Origin of the sequence: Photobacterium frigidiphilum (assembly GCF_003025615.1) — a bacterium.
Taxonomy (GTDB): Bacteria; Pseudomonadota; Gammaproteobacteria; order Enterobacterales; family Vibrionaceae; genus Photobacterium; species Photobacterium frigidiphilum.
Window position 1 is genome coordinate 1 of sequence record NZ_PYMJ01000148.1, and the last position, 583, is coordinate 583.

Consider the following 583-nt stretch of genomic DNA (forward strand, 5'->3'; position numbering starts at 1 on the left):
CCGCTCGACTTGCATGTGTTAGGCCTGCCGCCAGCGTTCAATCTGAGCCATGATCAAACTCTTCAATTAAAGTTCTGTTGATTCTTTCGAATCGGCTCAATGATTTTTACTGATATTCTTGTTTCTTCTTCTTGCGAAGAATGAAGCATAAATTGACTGTGTCATCTTGCGATGATTAAGGTCACTCAGTTCATTGATAAATCTTTCGACTTAAAATTTCACGAGTGCCCACACAGATTGCATGGTCAAATTGTTAAAGAACGTTGACTTTCAATGCCTTAGCGTTGAACGCTTCAGCAAGTCAGGCTGCGTATAATACGCTTTTCTGATATTCAGTCAAGACAAAATTTTCATCTTTTTAATCAACTGATTAAAAAATAAAAACCTTCTGTTGACGTCGCTCACATTGCAATCAATTGGAGCGAAATAAAAGCCCGTTGTTGCCAACGGGCTCTCAAATTGGGCGCCTGGCGATGCCCTACTCTCACATGGGGAGACCCCACACTACCATCGGCGCAACTGCGTTTCACTTCTGAGTTCGGCATGGGATCAGGTGGAGCCACAGCGCTATGGTCGCCAGACA

The 583-nt window shown here is 43.6% G+C and carries 2 rRNA genes; both read right to left on the reverse strand.

The window, feature by feature from the left end:
• Positions 1-69 (reverse strand): 16S ribosomal RNA (locus C9J12_RS30355); the annotation flags it as partial.
• Between the two features lie 396 nt (positions 70-465).
• Positions 466-581, reverse strand: a 5S ribosomal RNA gene (gene rrf / locus C9J12_RS30360).
• Positions 582-583: the final 2 nt, after the last annotated feature.